This is a genomic window from Allobosea sp. 05T438, from assembly GCF_056396025.1.
Window position 1 is genome coordinate 553,356 of the sequence record NZ_JBFTKQ010000001.1, and the last position, 16,636, is coordinate 569,991.

Sequence of the window (16,636 nt, forward strand, 5' to 3'; positions counted from 1 at the left end):
GTCAAGGCGCGCGGCGAGGAGGTCAGAACGATGGGCACCGGCACAGGCGAGCACCACAGCCGCATCGAACCCGGCATGCAGACGGACTTCAAGGAGCGCATGGATTACAGCTCCTATCTTGGCCTCGATCTGCTGCTGGCGGCACAGAAGCCGCTGAGCGACGCCCCGGACGAACTGCTCTTCATCACCATCCATCAGGTCCAGGAACTCTGGCTGAAGCTGGCGGCACACGAGCTCGACGGCGCCATCGCGGCGATCCGCGCCGACCAGCTCCAACCCGCCTTCAAGTCGCTGGCGCGCGTCTCGCGCATCCAGGCCCAGCTCGTCACTGCCTGGGACGTGCTCTCGACGATGACGCCGGCCGACTACCTGGCCTTCCGTGACGCGCTCGGCCAATCCTCCGGCTTCCAGTCCTATCAGTATCGCGCGCTGGAATTCCGCCTCGGCGCCAAGGACCCGCGCATGCTGGCGATGCACCGGCACCATCCCGAGCATTACGCCCATCTGCAGGCGCTGCTGGACGCGCCGAGCGTCTATGACGAGGCGCTGCGCCTGCTCGCCCGGCGCGGGCTGCCGATCCCGGCCGACTGCATCGAGCGCGACTGGAGCGTGCCGCACGTGGCGAGCGAGATGGTGAAGGCGGCGTGGCTCACGATCTATCGGGACACGCAGCACCATTTCGATCTCTACGAGCTCGCCGAGGAACTGGTCGATCTCGAAGACCAGTTCCAGCAATGGCGCTTCCGCCACATGAAGACGGTCGAACGCATCATCGGCTTCAAGCCGGGCACAGGCGGCTCCAGTGGCGTGAAGTTCCTGAAGACCGCGCTCGAACGCTCCTTTTTCCCGGAGCTCTGGCAGTTGCGCAGCGAGCTGTGACGCGCAGGCTGCTCACCGCCCACCCCTGCGCCGCGGCGATGACGCTCCTGCGACGGCGCCGATTGTCCGGCTTCATTGGAACTGCTACATAGTGGCCATGTCGCCGTGTGAGCATCAGTTGCAGCGCTTCAGCGCCGTGCAGGGAGAGGGCCATCTGCCGCCCCTGCCGACGACGCAGGATTTTGCCGCGCTGCACGACCATGCCCGCCTGCCGTGGCGCTTCTTCGGCCGCTTCACCGCCTCCATCGCCGCGGGCCTTACCGGCGCCTGAGACCGGCCGCTCTTGCGGCCGGCGACAGGCGACTGTTTTGAGCGCGTCGGAATGACCGGCGCGGCGTGCATCGATTTTCCAGATCATAGTTCCCAAGACCGAGACCAAGCCATGACTGCGTCAACAGGCCCCCGCACCCTCTACGACAAGATCTTCGACGATCACGTCATCGATCGGCAGGACGACGGCACCTGCCTGCTCTACATCGACCGCCACCTCGTCCACGAGGTCACCAGCCCGCAGGCCTTCGAGGGCCTGCGCATGACCGGCCGCAAGGTCCGTTCGCCGGAGAAGACGCTCGCCGTCGTCGACCACAACATCCAGACGACCGACCGCTCCAAGGGCATCCAGGAAGAGGAAAGCCGCATCCAGGTCGAGGCGCTCGCGAAGAACGCCAGGGACTTCGGCGTCGAGTACTTCAACGAGCTGGATAAGCGCCAGGGCATCGTCCACATCGTCGGCCCCGAGCAGGGCTTCACCCTGCCGGGCACCACGATCGTCTGCGGCGACTCGCACACCTCGACGCACGGCGCCTTCGGGGCGCTCGCCCACGGCATCGGCACCTCCGAGGTCGAGCATGTGCTGGCCACGCAGACGCTGATCCAGAAGAAGGCGAAGAACATGCTCGTCCAGGTGGACGGCACGCCTGCTCCCGGCGTCGGCGCCAAGGACATCACGCTCGCCATCATCGGCGAGATCGGCACCGCCGGCGGCACCGGCTCGGTGATCGAGTACGCCGGCGAGGCCATCCGCGGCCTCTCGATGGAAGGCCGCATGACGGTCTGCAACATGTCGATCGAGGGCGGCGCCCGCGCCGGCATGGTCGCGCCCGACGAGAAGTCGTTCGCCTACCTGCAGGGCCGCCCCAAGGCGCCGAAGGGCGAGGCCTGGGACGCCGCCGTTCGCTACTGGGAGACGCTGCGCTCCGACGAGGGCGCGCATTTCGACCGCATCGTCAAGCTGGACGCTGCCAACCTGCCGCCGATCGTTTCCTGGGGCACGAGCCCGGAGGACGTCATCTCGGTGCTCGGCGCGGTGCCTGATCCGGAGCTGATCGCGGACGAGGTCAAGCGCGCCTCGAAGAAGCGCGCGCTCGAGTATATGGGCCTCTCCGCCGGCACGAAGATGACGGAGATCCCGCTCGACGTGATCTGGATCGGCTCCTGCACCAACGGCCGCATCGAGGATCTGCGCACGGTTGCCAAGATCGTCGAAGGCAAGAAGATCCATGACAGCCTGGACTACGCCATGATCGTGCCGGGCTCCGGACTGGTGAAGCAGCAGGCGGAGCTGGAAGGCCTCGACAAGATCTTCCTCGCCGCCGGTTTCGAATGGCGCGAGCCGGGCTGCTCGATGTGCCTCGGCATGAACCCGGACCAGCTCAAGCCGGGCCAGCGCGCAGCCTCGACCTCGAACCGCAACTTCGAGGGCCGCCAGGGCTATCGCGGCCGTACGCACCTCGTCTCGCCGGCGATGGCGGCGGCGGCGGCGCTGATCGGCCACTTCGTCGACGTGCGCACGCTGGGCTGAGCCACAGAGGCGGGGACCGCATCATGTCGAACGATCCCCGCGAAACCGGACGCGAAGCCGAGGCAAAGGCTGCGCTCGAGCGCGTCAAGCGCGACAGCGAAAGCCTGCTCGGCTCCTCGATGGGCCGGGCTGCCCAGCACTTCTCGGGCGCGGACGCGCCGGAGGGCGACAGGGTCGAGCTCTGGGGCCGGCGCATCGGCCGGTCCCTCTCGCTGCTGGGCGTCGTCGTGCTGGCCTGGTGGCTCGGCCATCAGCTGAAGATCTGGTGACGGATATGGACGCCGTGGTGAACAAGGGCACGGAAATCGACTGGGATGGGGCCAGGGCCCCGTCGCTGGAGGCGTTGGAGGTGCTGGCGCAGGCCGCCTTCGACCGCCTGCCGGAAGAGTTCCGTGCGCTCTGCGCCGACGTCGTCTTCAACGTCACCGAGTTTCCCGAGGACGACGTGCTGAAGGAGCTGGAGGCGGAAAGCCCCTTCGACCTGCTCGGCCTGTTCAGCGGCGTCGGCCTGCCCCAGCAGGGCTATTCGCCTCAGACCGGCCAGATGCCCAACACCATCCATCTCTACCGCAGGCCGATACTCGACTATTGGGCGGAAAATGACGAGAGCCTGGGCGCCATCGTCACCCACGTGATGGTCCACGAGATCGGCCACCATTTCGGCTTCTCCGACGAGGACATGGAAGCCATCGAACAGGCGGCCGGCTGAGCCGGCCTTCACGCAAGGACAAGAACCATGCAGCCCTTCACCACGCTGACCTCGACGCCCGCCCCGATGAAGGTGGTCAATGTCGATACCGACATGATCATCCCGAAGCAGTATCTGAAGACGATCAAGCGCACCGGCCTCGGCACCGCGCTGTTCTCCGAAATGCGCTACAAGGAGGACGGTTCGGAGAATCCCGATTTCGTGCTGAACCAGCCGGCCTATCGCAAGGCGGAGATCCTCGTCGCCGGCGACAATTTCGGCTGCGGCTCCTCGCGTGAGCATGCCCCTTGGGCGCTGCTCGACTTCGGCATCCGCTGCGTGATCTCCACGAGCTTCGCCGACATCTTCTACAACAACTGCTTCAAGAACGGCATCCTGCCGATCAAGGTCACGCCCGAGCAGCTCGACATGCTGTTCGACGATGCCGAGCGTGGCTCCAACGCGACGCTGACGATCGACCTCGAGAAGCAGACGATCAAGGGCCCGGACGGCGGCGAGATCACCTTCGAGATCGACCCTTTCCGCAAGCACTGCCTGCTCAACGGCCTGGACGACATCGGCCTGACCATGGAGAAGGCCTCGAAGATCGAGGCCTTCGAGGACAAGCTGAAGCAACGCGCCTGGGCTTGAGGCCGGCGCTTCGGAGATCCACGTCATGGTCGGGCTTGTCCCGACCATCCACGTCTTGACGCCACCTTCGGGTTCAACGCACGAGACGTGGATGCTCGCCACAAGGGCGAGCATGACGCACAGCGCTAAACCACCAACCCCTGCACGGGCCTTAAGTCCCCCGTTCCCGGAAACACCTTCTCGGCCAGAACCGGCCCGGACATGCCGAAGAGATCCGCAACCACCCCCTTCGCGACCGCGCGGATGTCGGTCGTGGGCCTGAGGTCGCGGTTCTGGTAGAGCTGTTCGGGCTTGAGCCCCGGCCAGTCCGCGATCATCCGGCCGCCCTTCACCGCCCCGCCGACGAGGAAGGCGACTGTGCCGGTGCCGTGGTCGGTGCCGACCGTGCCGTTGACGGCAGCCGTGCGGCCGAACTCGGTCGCGACCATCACCACCGTATCCTTCCAGACCGGCGCCAGCCCGCGCTCCAGCGCCGCGAAAGCCCCGTCGAGCCCGCCGAGCAAATTCGCCAGACGCCCCTTGGCGCCGCCCTCGTTGGCATGGGTATCCCACCCCTCGAAGGCGAGCGCGGCGATGCGCGGCCCGTCATCGGCACCGACGAGCCCGGCGACACCCTCGGCGATCCGGCGCATGCCGTCGGCCGTGTCCGGCCCGCCGCCGCCCTTCGGCTCGGCCATGCCGCTGCGCCTTGCTACGCCCTCCGTCTCGATCGCCTGCTGCAATGCCGCGGCGAGGCCGGGATCGCGCTGGCCGTAGAGATCGGCCAGCCGCATCGTCAGATCGACGCCGGCCCGCGCCATGCGCGGCGGCGCCCAGCCCAGCACCGGCGCCTGTCCGCGCACCACCAGCGGCGGCACGACGCCGACGCCGAGGACGCCCTTGCGCGAGATGCCCTCCCCGGCCGGCAGGCTCGCGATCAGCCGGTTGAGCCAGCCGTTCTCAGTGTGGCCCGGCCCCGGCTGCCCGCTCTCCAGCACATCCTGCCCGTCGAAATGCGAGCGCTCGCGATAGCCCGTCGCGGCGGCGTGGACGATCGCCGCCCGCCCCTCCCGATAGAGCCGGGCGAGATTCGGCATTGCCGGATGCAGGTAGAAGAAGCCGTCGAGTGGCAGCGCCGCCTCGGGGCCGTCCTTGGCGAGCGCGATGCCTTCGCGCAGGCCGGCATAGTCGGGATCGCCGATCGGCGGAACAGCCGAAAGCCCATCGAGCGCTCCGCGCAGCACCACCAGCAGGAAACGCGGGTCGCGGCTGCCCGGCGCCGCATAGGCAAATTTGGGCACGAAGGACCAGGCGAAGAGAGCGCCCGCCGCGCCGAGCGCGGCGCGCCGCGACGGTGTCATCCGTTCGCAGTCATCGTCATCGTCGTGGTGATCCATCGGCCTCACCTCCGCTGGAATTCGGGCGACATCAGCAGCAGCGCCAGCGCCTGCGGGCGGCTCTCCGCCCGCGCCACCGCCTGCTTCGTCTCGGGCGAGAGAATCGGACCGAGAATATCCTCGCTCAGGCCACGCGGGTCTGGCACCGCGTTCGCCGCCTGCCGGCCCCAACCGGCGGCGACGTCGATGCGCGTCTTGATGCCTTCGGCCGAGGCCCAGGCGGCATTGGTGTCGGCATAGCCGTTCGGCCCGGAGGGCTGCCAGAAGGGCTGACCCATCGCCGCCAGCGGCCCGGCGATCTGGCCGAAATCGGGTTGACGGCCCAGCGCCCGATAGGAGGCGATCAGGAACTCCTGCGGCGAGCGCATCTTGCTTGCCGGCGCTGTCCATGCCGCGTTGCTGCCAATCAACGCCCGGTAGACAGCGGGCAAATCTCCGGCGCTCTGGCGGAAAGTCGCGGCCAGAAGTTCGACGAGTTCGCGCGGAGGATCGTCCGCCACGAAATGGCGTACGAGCTTGGTCGCGATGAACCGGGCGGTGGCGGGATGGCGGGCGAGGTCTGTCAGGGCCGCAACGCCCTGCGCCCGGCCCGGCTGATCGTAGGAGCGGCCGAGCAGCGGCGTCACGCCCGGCTCGTGCAGGCCGACGTTGAAGGCGAAGGAGCCGGGAAAGCCGAGCACGCCCTCGCGCCCCACGACGGTCCAGCCGGTGATGATGCGGGCGAGATTGGTGACGTCCGCCTGACTGTAGCCGCCGGAGACGCCGAGCGTGTGCAGTTCCATGATCTCGCGGGCGAGGTTCTCGTTCAGCCCGCGCCCGCGCCGCCGGCCGGCGGCGGAATTGGGGCCGACGGACTGGCGGTTGTCGAGGAAGTCGAGCATCGCCGGGTGGCTCTCCGCCGCGACCAGCATGTCCTCGAAGCGGCCGAAGACATGGGGGCGGATCGCCTCGCGCTCATAGCTTCCCGCCATGATCCGGGACATGTTGCTCTTGGTCGCGCCGATGCAGAAATGGTTCGACCAGAACATCACCAGCCGTTCGGTGAGACCTGTCTCGGCCGCGAGCGCCAGATCGACCCGCGCCTTCACCTCGTCGCGATAGGTGCGATAGGGCAGCGCCGGCTCGCTCGACGCCTTCGGAGCCTGTGCCATCTGGTTCTGCGAGGGAGCCGGCTGCGCGTCGGCTTGCGCCGCGCTGGCGACCTGCATGCCCTGAGCGGGCTGCGGCATAGCCATACGCTTGGCCTCGCGCTCCCGCTTCTCATCGTCTTCGAAAGCGTAGAGCGCCTTGCCGATCTCGGCCGCGCCTGAAAGCAGCACGCCCTGAGGCTGCGCGACGACCCCGGCCGCGATCTCGGCCAGCAGCCGGTCCCGCGCCTGCCGGCGTATCACCTCGCCCTGCCCCGGCTTCGGCCCGAGACCAAAGCGCAGGAGGGCCACCGCCCCCGCCTTCAGATCGTCCGGTCCCGCCATGCCGCCGGCCTCCGCTGACCATCCCCACCAGCATCCGCAGCGACTATGGCAAAAAAGCAAAGAGATTCATGACAATTCGGCAATGTTCGACGGTGAGACTCGGCTCGTGGAACATCCAGACAGCCCGCTCCCGACCCCTTCCAGGCATCGCCCCTGTCCGCATTCGGCAGGTTGCAGCCATTCGAAGAACGGGAAGAATTGACGAAACAAAAAGCACCTGATTCAACTCGGCCGAGCTGCCAGATTGCCTCGGGAAACGGGACGACTTCGCCTTGATAGCCAGCAATCGCATCGTCCTCTCCAGCGACCACGCCGCCATTCAGCTCCGGCAGGCCATTGCCGCTCATATTGCGACGCAGGGCTGGGTGGTGGTGGACATCGGACCGACGACGCCGGAGAGCACACACTATCCCAAGCACGGCGAAGCGGCGGCGCGGCTCGTCGCCTCCGGCGATTGCCGGTTTGGCATCGTCCTATGCGGCACCGGCCAGGGCATCATGATGGCGGCGAACAAGGTCAAGGGCATCCGTTGCGGCGTCTGTGCCGACACATTCTCAGCCCGCATGATCCGCCAGCACAACGATGCCAACATGCTGTCGATCGGCGTGCGCGTGGTGGGCGAAGGGCTGGCGCTCGATATCGTGGATGCGTTCCTGACCGCCCAGTTCGAGGGCGGCCGGCACGCGACGCGGGTGGCGATGATTGAGGCGCTGGAGGAGTAGCGCCGTTCGTTGCTTCCCGCTTCGGGACATGCCCTGTTGCAGGCAACGGACCAATGTCCGGACGCGCGACGTGGCCGACATTTGACGGCATTCGGAATGCGAAGGAACGGCTGGAACGGCCCTCACGAACAGTCCAATCGCGTAATTCAAATTGATCGGCCGTGTCTGCCTTCGCAGTTTCCTCGGCTAAGCTCTGACGCCCAGAAACGTCAAGTGCGCCTTCCCTAGAGAGCTGCTAGGTTCCATTCGCCAGCATAAGAGCACGTACTGAGTTTAGATGCGCTTTGTCTCCGTAGAACCACCTTGACGAGGAGGATTACGATGACGACCGGCTTGCCTTCGAAGACTGTCACCGGAACGATGCCGCAGGGCGATCATGCCCTGGACAGACGCAAGATCCTGCTGGGCGGTACGACGCTTGCCGCCGCCTCCGCCCTCGGCGCGGCGGCGCCAGTCCAGGTGGCGCAGGCGCAGACGGCACCTGCTACGACCTCCGCTCGTCCGCCGAACATCCTGATTATCTGGGGTGACGACATCGGCACCTGGAACATCAGCCACAACAACCGCGGCATGATGGGTTACATGACGCCCGGCATCGACCGGATCGCACGTGAAGGCGTCTCCTTTACCGACTATTACGGCCAGCAGAGCTGCACGGCGGGCCGTGCGGCCTTCATCAGCGGGATGGTGCCGGTGCGCACCGGCATGACCAAAGTGGGCCTGCCCGGCGCCAAGGAAGGCTGGCAGGCCAGCGACCCGACGATCGCCGCCCTGCTCAAGGACAAGGGCTACGCCACAGGCCAGTTCGGCAAGAACCATTTCGGCGACCAGGATGAACACCTGCCGACGCGGCACGGTTTCGACGAGTTTTCGGCAGCCTTTACCATCTCAATGCGTCGGAAGAGCCGGAGAACTTCGACTATCCCAAGGACGTGGAATTCCGCAGAAAGTTCGGCCCGCGCGGCGTGATCAAGGCAACCGTCGATGGCAAGATCGAGGATACCGGTCCGCTCACCAAGAAGCGGATGGAGACGATCGACGAGGAGACGGTCGCGGCAGCCAAGGATTTCATCAGCCGACAGAAGGCGGCCAACAAGCCGTTCTTCTGCTGGTGGAACGCGACGCGGATGCATTACCGGACACATGTGAAGGCTGCCAACCGCGGCAAGTCGGGCCAGGACGAGTATTCTGACGGCATGGTCGAGCACGACGCCATGGTGGGCGACCTGCTCAAGTTCATGGACGATCAAGGCCTCGCCAACGACACCATCGTCTTCTACTCGACCGATAACGGCCCGCATTACAATGCCTGGCCGGATGCCGGCACGACGCCGTTCCGCAGCGAGAAGAACTCGAACTGGGAAGGCGCCTATCGCGTGCCGGCCTTCGTGCGCTGGCCCGGAAAATTCCCGGCCGGCACGACGCTGAACGGCATCGTGGCGCATGAGGACTGGCTCATCACGCTGCTGACGGCCGCCGGCATGCCGGACGTGAAGGAACGGCTGATGAAGGGCGATACCTTCGCGGGCCGGAAATACCGCGCCCATCCCGACGGCTACAACATGCTCGACTACTTCAGCGGCAAGGTGAAGGAATCGCCGCGCAACGAGTTCTGGTACGTCAATGATGACGGCCAGGTCGTCGCCGCTCGCTACCAGGACTGGAAGGTCGTCTTCCTGGAGAACCGCGGTCAAGCCTTCGGCGTCTGGCGCGAGCCGTTCGTCGAGCTGCGGGCGCCGCTGCTGTTCCACCTGCGCCGGGACCCATTCGAGAAGGCGCAGCACAACTCCAACACGTATAACGACTGGTTCATGGATCGAGCGTTCGTCGTCGTACCGATCCAGGGACTTGCGGCGCAGTTCCTCCTGTCCATGAAGGACTATCCGCCGAGCCAGTCGCCGGGATCGTTCAACCTGAGCAAGATCGAGGCGCAACTGCGAGGCGCCGGTGGCGACTAGTCGTATCGTTCTGCACGTCGCAACGACGGGGCCGTTTCACAATCACAACGATGCCCCGTCGTGTATGTCCAACCTCTTGGGGGGAGCCTTCGGCAGCGCACGGGGTGTGCTGCTCGACCCCTAGCAATGTCCGCTTCCCACCCCTACCGGACGCTCGTCCCTACATCACCACCGTGATCGTCTCGGCCGCGCGCGTCAGCCCCGTATAGAGCCAGCGCGCCCGGTGCTCGCGGAAGGCGAAGCTCTCGTCGAAGAGCACCACGTCGTCCCATTGCGAGCCCTGCGACTTGTGCACCGTCAGGGCGTAGCCGAAGGTGAACTCGTCGGTGTGCTTGCGCAGCTCCCACGGCACCTCCTCCTCGGTCCCGTCGAAGAAGTTCGGCAGCACCGAGACCTTCACCGCCTTGGCGCCGGTGTCGTCCTCCGGCGTCACCCGCATGGTGACCAGCCCCTTCTTCGAGGTCTTGATCTCCTGCACGATCCAGGAGCCGCCGTTGAGCAGGCCCTTGCTCTTGTCGTTGCGCAGGCAGACCAGCTTCTCGCCGGCGACCGGGCTGTTGTCCGTGCGGCCCATGAGCTGGCGGATGCGGGCGTTGTAGTTGCGCCGCGTCTTGTTCATCCCGACCAGGACCTGATCGGCCGTCATGACGATCTCGGGATTGACCTCCTCGCGCCGGATCACGCGGCTGGGGCCATAGTCGCCATAGTCGAGCCGGCCGCCCTCGCGCACGATCATCGACATCCGCACGATCGGGTTGTCCGCCGCCTGCCGATGCACTTCGGTCAGCATCACGTCGGGCTCCTGCTCGGTGAAGAAGCCCCCGCCCCTCACCGGCGGCAGCTGCGCCGGGTCGCCCAGAACCAGAACCGGCGTGCCGAAGGAGAGCAGGTCGCGACCCAGCTCCTCGTCGACCATCGAGCATTCGTCGATGATGATGAGCTTGGCCTTGGTGGCGGCGCTCTCGCGGTTGAGCACGAAGGTCGGGCTCTCCTCCTCGACCCCGCGCGAGCGATAGATCAGCGAGTGAATGGTCTGCGCGCCATGGCAGCGCTTGTTGCGCAGCACGAGCGCGGCCTTGCCGGTATAGGCGGCGAAGACGACCTCGCCGTCGACCGCCTCGGCGATATGGCGCGCGAGCGTCGTCTTGCCGGTGCCGGCATAGCCGAACATGCGGAAGAGCTGCGGCTCGCCGGCCTGCAGCCAGCGCGCCACGGCGGTCAAAGCCGCATCCTGCTGGGGCGACCAGCTCATCGCGAGGGAATCGTCGAAACGGGCATGGCGCAAATGGGGCCGAGTCGCCCCGCGAAGGCAAGCGCAACGATGCCGAAACCGATCAGGCCATGCGCAGGCGCCGCACGAAGGCTCCTGCCTCCACCTGAAGCGCATTGATCCGCCGATCGAGTTCGCCGGCGCTCTGAGCACCCATATCGGCCTGCCCCACGGTCTGCAGATTGGCCGTCGCGATCTCGGACATCGCAATGGCGGCCGTCGCAGTCACGTCCGAGATGCGTCCGACCGTCTCGCCGAGCGAGCCGAGAAGCTCGACATGCGATCCCACCATCGTGGCGATCTCGGTGCCGGTCTGCTCGACCGCGGCGACGCTCGCTCCGATGGCAGATACGGCTTGCGCCGCATGCGACAAGGCTTCGTCGGCCTGCGCGATGCGATGGACGATCCGCGCGGCGGCTTCCGACGCCTGGTTCGCCAGGGTCTTCACCTCGGCTGCGACGACGGCGAAGCCGCGTCCTTGCGCACCGGCGCGGGCCGCCTCGATCGTGGCGTTCAGCGCCAGCAGATTGGTCTGGCGCGCGACCGCCTCGATGATGCCGACGACGTCGCGAATTTGCGCGGCGTTCTCCGTCAGACGCGAGACCAGAGCGTGGGTTCCTGCCGCTTCGCGGGTTGCCGCCGTGGCCATCTCGGAGACGCGCCTGACCTCGGCATTGATCTGGCCGATAACATGCTCCATCCGCAGCGCGGCCTCGGTGGAACGAATCGCCTCGACGCCGGCTCCATCGACGGAAGCGGCCGCCGTCTCCGTGCTCTTCGAGACCTGATGGACCCGCACCGCCGAATCCTGAAGCGCCATGCGCAGCACCTCGCTCTCCCGGCCGATCTCGCCGAGCAGCAGGCCGAGCCGTGCCTCGAACTCGTCCGCTATCCGGGCAAGCTCCGTGCTGCGCATCTGCGCGTGGCGTCGCGCATCGCCCGCCTCCGCCTCGCGTGTCACCAGCGTCGCCCTGACTTCGCTGAACTGGCGCACGACGCGGGCGAGCTCGCCGATCTCGTCGGCCCTCCCGCGATAGGGCACCTCGATGACCCGGTCCGAGGCCGCGGCTTCGCCGATCGAGGCCATAAGCCGTCGCAGCGGGCGCGTCAGATGGTTGCGGAGCAGGAGCCAAGTCACGAGACCGCCGCCGAGCGGCAGCAGGCAGGCAAACAGAATGGTCCGGAGGCGGACATTGCCTGCGCGCTCCTCGGCACGGACCGTCGCCTTGCTGGCCCGGCGCGCAAGCTCGTCACGCAAGGCCGATGTCGTCGTGATGATCTGATCGACATTGATGCGGGCATCGTCCGCTCCGGCCTCCAGAAGTGCCGCCTTCGCCGAAACCCGGCGGCCGATGTCGACGATGCCGCGCTGGAAAGCGATGAAGGTGCGGATCCTCGCGTCCAAGGTCGGGTTCGCTTCGCGCAAAGCGGCAGGCAAGGCCGAGATCAGATGCGCGCGGGCCGCATCGACCAGATCGACGGAGCCGTCGAGCCGCTCGAGCATGGCTTCGACCTGCTGCGTTGACATCTCGGGATCGACATTGCTCTGCAACGCGGTGGCGGCGACTCGGCTCGAGAGCAAGGAAGCGCTGCTGGCAAGGCCTATATCGGCAAAGGCCGCAGCATCGATGCGCCGGGCCTCGTCGAAACCGCTCAACGCACTGAAGAGGCCGAGCGCTCCGGCGAGGCTCAGCAACGCGAAGAACGCCATGATCTTCGCCGTCAATCCCAATCGCCTCATGGTCGTCACTACCTCATAGCCGGGGCTCCTTTCGCAGATGCGAACGAACGCAAGGTTAATGCGGATCGACATACCAGAACAAAATCAATATTTTAGCCGATTACATAACGGTACTGACCGCGGCATTCCGTGTCGGCTCCCGCGCCATTGCTCGCGGAGAAGAGGCAGCCTAGCTTCGCGACATGAGACCTCGCGCCACCCGGATTCTCCTGCTCTGCCTCGGCCTTGTTCTGGCTGGCTATGCAGCCTTCGTCCTTTCGCCCTGGCCTTCGACCCTGCTGACGCGGCTTGCCTTCGGCTACGGCGCATCGAAGACCGATGCCGCCCTCGCCAAGCATGTTCCGGCCGATATCCGCGAGCTGCTCGATATCCGCTACGGCGCCGCGGAAGAGGCACGGCTCGATGTCTACCTTCCGCGAGGCGATGCCACGCCGGGGCGACCGACCCTCGTCTGGATCCATGGCGGCGCCTTCGTCGCCGGCGACCGCAAGGATGTCGCGCCCTATCTCAAGCTTCTCGCCGGGCGCGGATTTCCTGCCGTCGCGGTGGGCTACACGCGCGCACCGACAGCCCGCTATCCCGAGCCGGTTCTGCAGTTGAACGAAGCGCTCGGCTTCCTGCAACGCGAAGGCCAGCGCCTCGGCCTCGACCCCAGCCGGGTCGTGCTTGCCGGCGACTCGGCCGGTGCCCATATCGCAGCGCAACTCGCCGCAGGGCTGACCGGCAAGGACTATGCCGAACTGCTCGGCTTGAAACCGGCCATGGACCCGGCAAACCTGCGAGGCACCGTCCTGTTCTGCGGCGCCTTCGACCCGACGTCGTTCGAGCTGACCGGCCCCTTCGGCGGCTTCATCCGCTCCGTGCTCCTGGCCTATTTCGGTACGTCGAACCCCTTCGACAGCGAACGCATCACCGAAGCGGCGGTGCCTCGCTATGTGACGGAGGCCTTTCCCCGCAGCTTTATTTCAGTCGGCAACGGCGATCCGCTGGCGCCGCAATCCGTGGTGATGGCCCAGGCGCTGCGTGACCACGGCGTCAAGGTCGACACGCTGTTCTTCCCGCCCGAGACCGAGCCGAAGTTGCCGCACGAGTACCAGTTCGATCTCGATCGACCGGAAGGCAGGCTGGCGCTGGACCGGCTGACGACCTTTCTGGCCGGGCTCGGCGGCTGACCCGCCATTGGAGCTATAGACCATGCGCGTCGAGGTGAATGGCGTCCGCCTCTATGTCGACGTCGAAGGAGCGGGCCTGGTTCCGGACGGGCCGCGGATGCGCGAGAAGCCGACGCTCCTGCTCCTGCACGGCGGCCCGGGCGGGGACCACAGCATCTACAAGCCAGGCTTTTCGGCGCTGCGCGACATCTGCCAGATCGTCTACTACGACCATCGCGGCTGCGGCCGCAGCGATGACGGGCTGCGCGAGCACTGGACGCTCGCGCAATGGGGCGATGACGTGAAGGGCCTCTGCGATGCGCTCGGTATCAATAGACCTCTTGTGCTCGGGACCTCCTTCGGTGGCTTCGTGGCCCAGGCCTATGCGACCCGTCATCCCGACCATGCTGGAAAGCTGATCTTGGTGAGCACGGCAGCCAAGGTCGACTTCGAGGAGATTTACGCAGCCTTCGAGCAGTTCGGAGGCAGAGAAGCGGCTGCGGCGGCCCGGAACTACTGGTCGGCACCCTCTGATGCAACGCGCGCGGTTTATCGAGAAATCTGCTTGCCGTTCTATTCGACTCGCAAAGAGGCACGCGACAGGCGCTGGCTGAGCCGCGCGATCATCCGCAACAATACCGGGGAGCATTTCAACGGTCCGGGCAACGAGCACGGCCGCTTCGACTTCCGGGAGGCGCTTGGCCGCGTTTCCTGCCCGGTCCTCGTCATGGCCGGAGACAAGGACCCGGTCACGCCGATCGCCTTCAGCGAAACGATCGCGGCCAGCCTCCCGCCCGGGCAGGTCCGCTTCCTGCGCTTCGCCGATTGCGGCCACGGCGTGGTCACCGACGATCGCGAAGGCGCCTTCCAGGAAATCCGGGACTTCATCCTCGGCTGAAGCGAAGCCGCCCCGTCACAGCACCAGCCGGAGCAAAGGCCGCCCCGGCTTCTGCCGGGCCACCTCGACGAAGCCGGCGCGTCGGAGCACGCTTTCCGGCCCGACATAGAGCCCGTCGGCGCTGCGCTTCTCCCGGTTGTCCATGGCCGCGGCCTCGATCAGCCGCGCACCACTCTCCCGCGCGAAATCGATTGCGCCCTCGATCAGCGCGCCGGTGACGCCCTGCCCGCGAAATCCGCGCCTGACGAAAAAGCAGGAAGCCGCCCAATTGCTGATGTCCTCGGCCGGCGCGTCAGCCAGCGGCGTCGAGGCGCGCCGCGGATTGTTCCACTCGGGGATATCAGCCCGCGGCCCCACCTGCAGCCAGCCAACGGCCTTGTCGTCGGCATAGGCCAGCACGCCCGGCGGCGGCCCCTGCTTCACCCGCTCCTCGAACAATCGGCGCGCCCCCTCGCCGAGCAGCGGCTTGCGCAGGCGCTGCGGCATGCGGAAATGGTTGCACCAGCAGCCATAGCAAGGCCCTTGCGGCCCGAAGAGATCCTCCAGATCGCCCCAGCGCTCGGTCGTCAGCGGAAGCACGGCAAAGCCATTCCGGCCCATCACAACCTCTCCTTCGGCGGCCATCCGAGACCGCTGGACAAGGAGCGGACATCGGCAGATCACTAGGCGACACAGCCGGAGACCCGCGCCATGTCGCTCGAAGTCTATGCCGCCTATCTGCTCGCCTGCATCGTCATCATCATCGTGCCCGGGCCGACGGTCACGCTGATCGTCGCCAACAGCCTGAAGCACGGTACCCGCGCCGGCCTCCTCAATGTGGCAGGAACGCAGGCTGGGCTCGCGATCATGGTCGTGGTCGCCGGCATCGGGCTGAGTTCGGTCATCGCCGCGCTCGGCCACTGGTTCGAGTGGCTGCGACTGGCCGGAGCCGTCTATCTGATCTGGCTGGGCTGGAAGATGTTTCGCTCGGCGGGCTCCGGTCTCGACGGTGGCGCGCGGGCGAAGCCGCCGCGCGGCGGCTTCTTCCTGCAGGGCGCGCTCGTCGCTCTCAGCAATCCAAAGACGCTGCTGTTCTTCGGCGCCTTCTTCCCGCAGTTCCTCGATCCGGCACGCGACCAAGCCACCCAGATCGCTATCATGGGCACGACCGCGCTGGCCTTCGCCGCGCTCAGCGACGGCGCCTATGCGCTGCTGTCCGGGCGCGCCGGCCATCTGCTCTCGCAGCGGCGCGTCCGGCTCCTGTCGAAGCTCAGCGGTGGGTTTCTGGTCGGCGGCGGGCTCTGGCTCGCCTCGACGCGGGCGAGTTGAGCCACCGACCAACCGCGATCACCAGGCGATCTTTTCGCCCTTGTAGTCGCGGAAGCTGTTGGTCTCGGCCATGCCGGAGGCGTCGATGGTGCGGATCAGCCCGCCGGCGCTCTGGGCCGGGGTGATGTCGGCACCGCCGCCGCCCATGTCGGTCTGGACCCAGCCGGGATGGAACAGCATCACGCTGACATTGCGCTCGCGGACGCTGTTGCCGAACACGACCATCGCCATGTTCACCGCTGACTTCGACGAGCGGTAGATCAGCGCATTTCCGGGGTTGGCGCCGATAGAGCCCATGCGGCTGGAAATCGTCGCGATCTTGCGCCCCTGCCCAGCCTCGACATTCGGCAGGAAGGCCTGCGCCACCCTGATGGGTGCGTAGACATTGACCTCGAAGACCTCCCGCCAGGCATCGAAATCGACGTCGAGGCCCGTTTGCCGGTCGCGCGGGCCATAGAGGCCGGCATTGTTGAGCAGCACGTCGATGGCGCGACCGGCTAGCGCATTCTTGGCCGCGGCGACGCTCGCATCGGAGGTAACGTCGAGTTCGAGCGGCGTTACCGCTCCGGGATGCGCGGCGGCGAGTTCGCCGAGCGCCCCGCCCCAAGGTTCGCGCGCCGCGGCGATGACATGGTCGCCCCGGCGCAGCAATTCGATGGTGAGCGCGAGACCGATGCCGCGATTGGCACCGGTGATCATCCAGGTCTGGGGCATGTCCGTC

Annotated in this window: 16 protein-coding genes and 1 pseudogene; 11 read left to right on the plus strand and 6 right to left on the minus strand. The window is 66.7% G+C overall.

Annotation, left to right across the window (positions count from 1 at the left end):
- Positions 1-30: 30 nt before the first annotated feature.
- The 6 genes from kynA to leuD all read left to right on the plus strand — a co-directional run bounded on the left by kynA (position 31) and on the right by leuD (position 4,019).
- On the plus strand, positions 31-879 hold the full coding sequence (kynA, locus tag AC1DIN_RS02705) for a tryptophan 2,3-dioxygenase (RefSeq protein WP_476808578.1): 849 nt from the start codon (positions 31-33) through the stop codon (positions 877-879).
- 118 nt (positions 880-997) lie between these two features.
- On the plus strand, positions 998-1,150 hold the full coding sequence (locus AC1DIN_RS02710; RefSeq protein WP_156134498.1) for a hypothetical protein: 153 nt from the start codon (positions 998-1,000) through the stop codon (positions 1,148-1,150).
- Between the two features lie 111 nt (positions 1,151-1,261).
- Positions 1,262-2,680, plus strand: a complete 1,419-nt coding sequence (gene leuC, locus AC1DIN_RS02715; RefSeq protein WP_476808579.1) for a 3-isopropylmalate dehydratase large subunit — start codon at positions 1,262-1,264, stop codon at positions 2,678-2,680.
- Positions 2,681-2,703: 23 nt separating this feature from the next.
- Positions 2,704-2,949 carry a hypothetical protein gene (locus AC1DIN_RS02720; protein ID WP_476808580.1) on the plus strand — a complete coding sequence of 82 codons (246 nt, stop codon included), beginning with the start codon at positions 2,704-2,706 and terminating at the stop codon, positions 2,947-2,949.
- 5 nt (positions 2,950-2,954) lie between these two features.
- Positions 2,955-3,389: a metallopeptidase family protein gene (locus AC1DIN_RS02725; protein WP_441470033.1), complete on the plus strand. Its 435-nt coding sequence runs from the start codon at positions 2,955-2,957 to the stop codon at positions 3,387-3,389.
- 27 nt (positions 3,390-3,416) lie between these two features.
- Positions 3,417-4,019, plus strand: a complete 603-nt coding sequence (gene leuD, locus AC1DIN_RS02730; protein WP_476808581.1) for a 3-isopropylmalate dehydratase small subunit — start codon at positions 3,417-3,419, stop codon at positions 4,017-4,019.
- Between the two features lie 125 nt (positions 4,020-4,144).
- Here the strand turns inward: leuD and AC1DIN_RS02735 are convergent, their stop codons facing one another.
- Both AC1DIN_RS02735 and AC1DIN_RS02740 read right to left on the minus strand, forming a co-directional pair.
- Complete coding sequence (locus tag AC1DIN_RS02735; protein ID WP_476808582.1) at positions 4,145-5,395, minus strand: DUF1501 domain-containing protein; 1,251 nt, start codon at positions 5,393-5,395, stop codon at positions 4,145-4,147.
- Positions 5,396-5,400: 5 nt separating this feature from the next.
- On the minus strand, positions 5,401-6,867 hold the full coding sequence (locus tag AC1DIN_RS02740; protein ID WP_476808583.1) for a DUF1800 domain-containing protein: 1,467 nt from the start codon (positions 6,865-6,867) through the stop codon (positions 5,401-5,403).
- Positions 6,868-7,139: 272 nt separating this feature from the next.
- Here AC1DIN_RS02740 and rpiB point away from each other — a divergent pair, with 272 nt between their 5' ends.
- Positions 7,140-7,589 (plus strand): ribose 5-phosphate isomerase B, encoded by a 450-nt coding sequence (gene rpiB / locus AC1DIN_RS02745; protein ID WP_476808584.1) that lies wholly within the window; start codon positions 7,140-7,142, stop codon positions 7,587-7,589.
- A 360-nt stretch (positions 7,590-7,949) separates the two neighbouring features.
- Positions 7,950-9,547: pseudogene (locus AC1DIN_RS02750) on the plus strand (arylsulfatase).
- A gap of 160 nt (positions 9,548-9,707) precedes the next feature.
- Here AC1DIN_RS02750 and AC1DIN_RS02755 read toward each other — a convergent pair.
- Both AC1DIN_RS02755 and AC1DIN_RS02760 read right to left on the minus strand, forming a co-directional pair.
- A complete protein-coding gene (locus AC1DIN_RS02755) occupies positions 9,708-10,799 on the minus strand; it encodes an ATP-dependent DNA helicase (protein WP_476808585.1) in 1,092 nt (363 codons plus the stop codon).
- 82 nt (positions 10,800-10,881) lie between these two features.
- Positions 10,882-12,543: a methyl-accepting chemotaxis protein gene (locus AC1DIN_RS02760; protein ID WP_476808586.1), complete on the minus strand. Its 1,662-nt coding sequence runs from the start codon at positions 12,541-12,543 to the stop codon at positions 10,882-10,884.
- Between the two features lie 197 nt (positions 12,544-12,740).
- Between AC1DIN_RS02760 and AC1DIN_RS02765 the strand changes: the two genes are divergently transcribed.
- The gene (locus AC1DIN_RS02765) at positions 12,741-13,730 is read left to right on the plus strand and encodes an alpha/beta hydrolase (protein WP_476808587.1); all 990 of its coding nucleotides are present in this window, start codon (positions 12,741-12,743) and stop codon (positions 13,728-13,730) included.
- A gap of 22 nt (positions 13,731-13,752) precedes the next feature.
- A complete protein-coding gene (locus AC1DIN_RS02770) occupies positions 13,753-14,607 on the plus strand; it encodes an alpha/beta fold hydrolase (RefSeq protein WP_476808588.1) in 855 nt (284 codons plus the stop codon).
- Between the two features lie 15 nt (positions 14,608-14,622).
- Here AC1DIN_RS02770 and AC1DIN_RS02775 read toward each other — a convergent pair whose 3' ends face one another.
- Positions 14,623-15,207 (minus strand): GNAT family N-acetyltransferase, encoded by a 585-nt coding sequence (locus AC1DIN_RS02775; protein ID WP_476808589.1) that lies wholly within the window; start codon positions 15,205-15,207, stop codon positions 14,623-14,625.
- A gap of 90 nt (positions 15,208-15,297) precedes the next feature.
- Between AC1DIN_RS02775 and AC1DIN_RS02780 the strand changes: the two genes are divergently transcribed.
- Positions 15,298-15,915, plus strand: coding sequence for a LysE family translocator (locus tag AC1DIN_RS02780; RefSeq protein ID WP_476808590.1), 618 nt, complete (start codon positions 15,298-15,300; stop codon positions 15,913-15,915).
- 18 nt (positions 15,916-15,933) lie between these two features.
- Here the strand turns inward: AC1DIN_RS02780 and AC1DIN_RS02785 are convergent, their stop codons facing one another.
- A complete protein-coding gene (locus AC1DIN_RS02785; protein WP_476808591.1) occupies positions 15,934-16,629 on the minus strand; it encodes an SDR family oxidoreductase in 696 nt (231 codons plus the stop codon).
- Positions 16,630-16,636 lie beyond the last annotated feature (7 nt).

Excerpts from the sequence above, each read along its gene's own strand:
- kynA (WP_476808578.1), top strand. The coding sequence starts at position 31 with ATGGGCACCGGCACAGGCGAGCACCACAGCCGCATCGAACCCGGCATG.
- leuC (WP_476808579.1), top strand. The coding sequence starts at position 1,262 with ATGACTGCGTCAACAGGCCCCCGCACCCTCTACGACAAGATCTTCGAC.
- AC1DIN_RS02720 (WP_476808580.1), top strand. The coding sequence starts at position 2,704 with ATGTCGAACGATCCCCGCGAAACCGGACGCGAAGCCGAGGCAAAGGCT.
- AC1DIN_RS02725 (WP_441470033.1), top strand. The coding sequence starts at position 2,955 with ATGGACGCCGTGGTGAACAAGGGCACGGAAATCGACTGGGATGGGGCC.
- leuD (WP_476808581.1), top strand. The coding sequence starts at position 3,417 with ATGCAGCCCTTCACCACGCTGACCTCGACGCCCGCCCCGATGAAGGTG.
- AC1DIN_RS02735 (WP_476808582.1), bottom strand. The coding sequence starts at position 5,395 with ATGGATCACCACGACGATGACGATGACTGCGAACGGATGACACCGTCG.
- AC1DIN_RS02740 (WP_476808583.1), bottom strand. The coding sequence starts at position 6,867 with ATGGCGGGACCGGACGATCTGAAGGCGGGGGCGGTGGCCCTCCTGCGC.
- AC1DIN_RS02755 (WP_476808585.1), bottom strand. The coding sequence starts at position 10,799 with ATGAGCTGGTCGCCCCAGCAGGATGCGGCTTTGACCGCCGTGGCGCGC.
- AC1DIN_RS02765 (WP_476808587.1), top strand. The coding sequence starts at position 12,741 with ATGAGACCTCGCGCCACCCGGATTCTCCTGCTCTGCCTCGGCCTTGTT.
- AC1DIN_RS02770 (WP_476808588.1), top strand. The coding sequence starts at position 13,753 with ATGCGCGTCGAGGTGAATGGCGTCCGCCTCTATGTCGACGTCGAAGGA.
- AC1DIN_RS02775 (WP_476808589.1), bottom strand. The coding sequence starts at position 15,207 with ATGGGCCGGAATGGCTTTGCCGTGCTTCCGCTGACGACCGAGCGCTGG.
- AC1DIN_RS02780 (WP_476808590.1), top strand. The coding sequence starts at position 15,298 with ATGTCGCTCGAAGTCTATGCCGCCTATCTGCTCGCCTGCATCGTCATC.
- AC1DIN_RS02785 (WP_476808591.1), bottom strand. The coding sequence starts at position 16,629 with ATGCCCCAGACCTGGATGATCACCGGTGCCAATCGCGGCATCGGTCTC.